The sequence below is a fragment of the Ferruginibacter sp. HRS2-29 genome (assembly GCF_024343615.1).
In the GTDB taxonomy this organism is placed as follows: Bacteria; Bacteroidota; Bacteroidia; order Chitinophagales; family Chitinophagaceae; genus Ferruginibacter.
In genome coordinates this window covers 1-4754 of sequence record NZ_RJUB01000148.1, presented here as the reverse complement: position 1 = coordinate 4754, position 4754 = coordinate 1, and the positions used below count along the sequence as shown (strand labels likewise).

The following is a 4754-nucleotide window of genomic DNA, read 5'->3' as shown; positions in this document are numbered from 1 at the left end:
CCTGCAGGTGTACAACAATATTTTTGTAGAAACAAAGATGCAGTTCACAGGAGTTGGCCAGATGATCATCATCGGCAGCAACTGTACCATCTCCATGAAAAATAATATTTTCTGGCTGACTGATGGTGTAGACGTAGCAAGGTCGGGTATCTTCAATCTGGCGCAGAATACGCATGAAAATAATATCTATCACCTTGGCACCGGAAGTGTACTGGGCTTTACGGCCAACGCCAGCGAGTTATCTACCATGGCATCGCTCTTTACCAGCATCGCTGGTACCGATCCGGAATTGTGGAACTACAACCCGCTTGCTGCCAGCCCTGCTGTCGACTTCGGCAGGAGCGTTGGACTTACCAGGGATTTTGCGGGTACTTCAGTAGCGGGCAACAGCACACCGAATGCCGGTATGCTGGAAGGCGGCGTAACTACTCCCACAACTCCGCTGGCCGCAACATCTACCGCAGCAGCTGTAGCCTGTAACGGTGGTACTACTACTGTAACAGTGGCGGCAACCGGTGGTACTGCACCTTATACCGGTACAGGAACTTTTACCAAACCAGCAGGCACACACACTTTCACCGTAACGGATGCAGCAGGCGCTTCTGCTACCACATCAGTAACCGTAACCCAGCCATTGCTGCCTCTTACAGCCGTATTGTCGGCCGGAGTGATCCTGCTCAACGGTGGCGTTACCGCTATTACAACGGTAGCAGCCGGTGGAACAATTCCCTATACTTACAGCCTTAATGCAGGAACATATCAATCCAGCAATATATTTAACGGTGTTGCAGCAGGCACACATCGTATCACCGTAAAAGATTCCAAAGGTTGTACGGTGAGCGAAACGATCACTATTACACAACCCGGCCCTGCTCCTGCACCACTGGTAGCGGCAGCAAGCGCAACGGGTACCATCGCCTGTAATGGTGGTACCACTTCTGTAACCGTATCGGCTACAGGCGGTACTGCACCCTATACCGGTACAGGTACTTTCACCAAAGGTGCAGGTACACACAATTTTACGGTAACCGACGCAGCAGGTTTGACTTCTATGGCTACTGTTACGATCACCGAACCAACCGCACTTACTTCTACTGTTACTTCAGGTACCATCACTGTAAACGGCGGTTCTACCACCATCACAGCAGGTGCATCGGGTGGTACGGCTCCATACACTTATAAACTGAACAACGGCTCTTACCAGTCATCCACTACTTTCACCAACGTATTTGCAGGTACTCATACTGTAACTGCAAAGGATGCAAATGGCTGTACTTCGGTAAAGACCATTACGATCACTGAACCGGCTCCTGTACCACTGGCAGCAGCAGCAAGCGCAACGGGTACCATCGCCTGTAATGGTGGTACTACTTCTGTAACCGTATCGGCTACAGGTGGTACGGCACCTTACACCGGTACAGGTACTTTCACCAAAGGTGCAGGTACACACAATTTCACGGTAACTGATGCGGCAGGTTCAACTGCCACTGCCACTGTTACGATCACACAGCCAACCGTACTTAACTCTACTGCTACTGCCGGTACCATCACTGTAAATGGCGGTTCTACCACCATCACAGCCGGGGTATCGGGTGGTACGGCTCCATACACTTACAAACTGAACAACGGTTCATACCAGTCATCCAACACTTTCATCAACGTAATTGCAGGTACTCATACTGTAACTGCTAAGGACGCAAATGGCTGTACTTCGGTAAAGACCATTACCATCACTGAACCGGCTCCCGTACCAACACTGGTGGTTACGGCTACAGCATCGATCATTCTTTGTAATGGCGGTACTGCTGTAGTATCAGTAAACGCCACAGGCGGTACTGCACCGTATACCGGTACAGGTACTTTCACCCGTACAGCAGGTACTTATACCTTTACCGTAACGGATGCGGCTGGTGTAAGCGCAAGTGCTGCTGCAACGGTTCAGCAACCTGCAGCGCTGACAGGAACACTTACTGCAGGAACCATCGCTGTAAACGGTGGCACTACCACGCTCACAGCAATAGTGAGTGGCGGCACACCTGATTATTCTTACAAACTTAATAGCGGAAATTATGTAACCTCGGGCATCTTCACCGGTGTAACTGCAGGTACACATACGGTGACCTTCCGCGATAAAAATGCATGTACGATCACAAAAACGATCACCATTACCGAACCGGCCCCGGTTCCGCCATTGGTGGCTACAGCGTCTGTAACCGGTACTATTGCGTGCTTTGGCGGGACTACTACCGTAAACGTAGCAGCAACCGGCGGTACGGCTCCATACACCGGCACAGGTAACTTCACCCGTGCAGCAGGTACTTACACTTTTACTGTAACGGATGCGGCTGGTGTCACTGATGAAGTAACAGTAACCGTTACCGAACCAACTGTGTTGAATGCTACGGTAACTTCAGGTACGATCACTGTAAATGGTGGTTCTACTACCATGACAGTAACTGCTGCCGGCGGTACAGCACCCTATACTTACAAACTCAATAACGGAGCATACCAGTCCTCCAACATCTTCACCAACGTTACCGCAGGTTCTTACACCGTAACAGTGAAAGATGCCAATAACTGTACTGTTTCCAAAACAAGGACTATATCTCAGCCAGGCGCTCCGGCACCATTGGTTGCGGCCGCTACGGCAGGCACCATCACCTGCAACGGTGGAACAACTTCCGTGGTTGTTACGGCAACAGGCGGTACTGGCAGCTATACCGGTGTTGGTACTTTCACCAAAGCCGCAGGCACTTATACTTTTGTGGTGACTGACGCAGCCGGTGTAACAGATGATGTGACCATCACTGTAACTCAGCCAACGCTCATCAATGTGACAGTAGCTACAGGTACGATCGCTGTATATGGCGGCTCAACTACAGCCACTGCTACAGCAACAGGCGGCACACCGGGTTATACTTACAGCTACGATAATGGTGCTTACCAGTCTTCCAACGTATTTACCAATGTAGTGGCTGGTACACATAGCATCAGGGCTAAAGACACAAAGGGTTGCATCACTACAAAAACCTTCTCTGTAAGCCAGCCTGCACAGGTACCCGCATTGGTTGCGGCAGCTACAGCAGGTACTATCAACTGTTACGGCGAAAACACTATTGTAACAGTAACTGCAGCCGGCGGTACAGCACCGTACACCGGCACGGGGACTTATACAAAAGCAGCAGGTACTTATACTTTCACTGTAACGGATGCGCTTGGTACAACAGACGATGTAACCATTACAGTGGCACAGCCGGCAGCCATCACCGTATCGGTAGCCACAGGCACGATCGCCGCATATGGTGGTACTACCACTGCAACCGTAACCGCAACGGGTGGTACGGGAGCCTACACTTACAGCTATGATAATGGTACCTACCAGGCTTCAAACAGTTTCAGCAATGTAACAGCAGGAACACACAATATCAGGGTGAAAGATGCGAAAGGTTGTATCGGGGTGAAAAGCTTCACCGTAACTCAGCCTGCAGCAATTCCTACCCTGGTAGCAGCAGCAACAGCCACTTCAATCAGTTGTAATGGTGGTTCAGCCACCGTAACAGTAACTGCAACCGGCGGTACAGCACCATACACTGGTACGGGTAGCTTCACCAAAGCAGCAGGCACTTATACCTTTACTGTAACGGATGCCAATGGTGCAGCGGATGATGTGACCATTACTATCGCTCAGCCAACTGCCATCAGCGTATCAGTAGCTCCGGGTACGATCGCTGTAAACGGAGGTACAACTTCTGCAACTGTTACTGCAACCGGCGGTACTGCACCATACACTTACAAACTGAATGATGGCGCTTACCAGTCAGGAAATACCTTCAGCAACCTTGTTGCAGGTACTTATTCGGTTACTGTGAAAGATTCAAAAGGATGTACCGGCACAAAATCATTCACCATCAGCGAACCGGACGTAATTACTGATCTGGGACTCATCGTAAACTCTGGTGGTTTTGGTTGCAGGGGATCTAACACCGGTTATATCAAAGCGGAAGCAAGGGGCGGATTTGGTCCGTATACTTACCAGCTGGATAACGGTACATTCGGAACCAACAACGTATTCACCAGGTTGGCAGCAGGCACTTATACCGTTACCGTAAAAGATGCTTCTCAAAGGACGGTATCGACCCGTGCAGTGATCAGCGAATCAAGGAGAAGGTGTAACGCGATCTACCTGACAGCTTTGGGTAACCCCTCCATTTCAGACTTCAGGGTGAAGATCGAAACTGATAACACTAACGATCCCATTACAATGGTTGTAATGAACATGGCTGGCCAGAAAGTATACCAGACTAATGGTAAAGCGAATGACATCAATACCTTCGGCAGGGAATTCACTCAAGGCACTTATATCCTGAGGGTTCAGCAGGGTACAGAAGTAGAAACAATCAGGCTTGTAAAAGCCCGTTAATAAAGAGGTTTAAATCTTGCTTTTTTCCCCATGACTTAAGAAACTTCCGGTGAAAGCCGGGAGTTTCTTGTTTTGTACTGCAGGGTTCCGGCTTCGGAAAATACAGAACATTTATTATGAACATCGAAGCTGAGGAGCATTGTCATTGCCTGATAACATCGCATTAATATTTCTTCATTTTCACAAGCCGTACCTACCGTACGGATCACCCCGGTTTTGTTTTGGTCTGCCGATGCGATGTTCCTACGGAACAATGAGTTGTAAGGTGGAAATTTACTTAGGTAGGATGCCTGTATGTTTATGTATTTTTATGAACATTAGTAAGGTGAGCGAA

Annotated in this window: 1 protein-coding gene; it reads left to right on the top strand. The window is 49.2% G+C overall.

Going from position 1 to position 4754, the window contains the following annotated elements; translation table 11 throughout:
• Positions 1-37 precede the first annotated feature (37 nt).
• The gene (locus EGI32_RS17485; protein ID WP_255156647.1) at positions 38-4420 is read left to right on the top strand and encodes a T9SS type A sorting domain-containing protein; all 4383 of its coding nucleotides are present in this window, start codon (positions 38-40) and stop codon (positions 4418-4420) included.
• Positions 4421-4754 lie beyond the last annotated feature (334 nt).

Coding starts and splice junctions, on each gene's coding strand:
- EGI32_RS17485 (WP_255156647.1), top strand. CDS start 38: ATGCAGTTCACAGGAGTTGGCCAGATGATCATCATCGGCAGCAACTGT.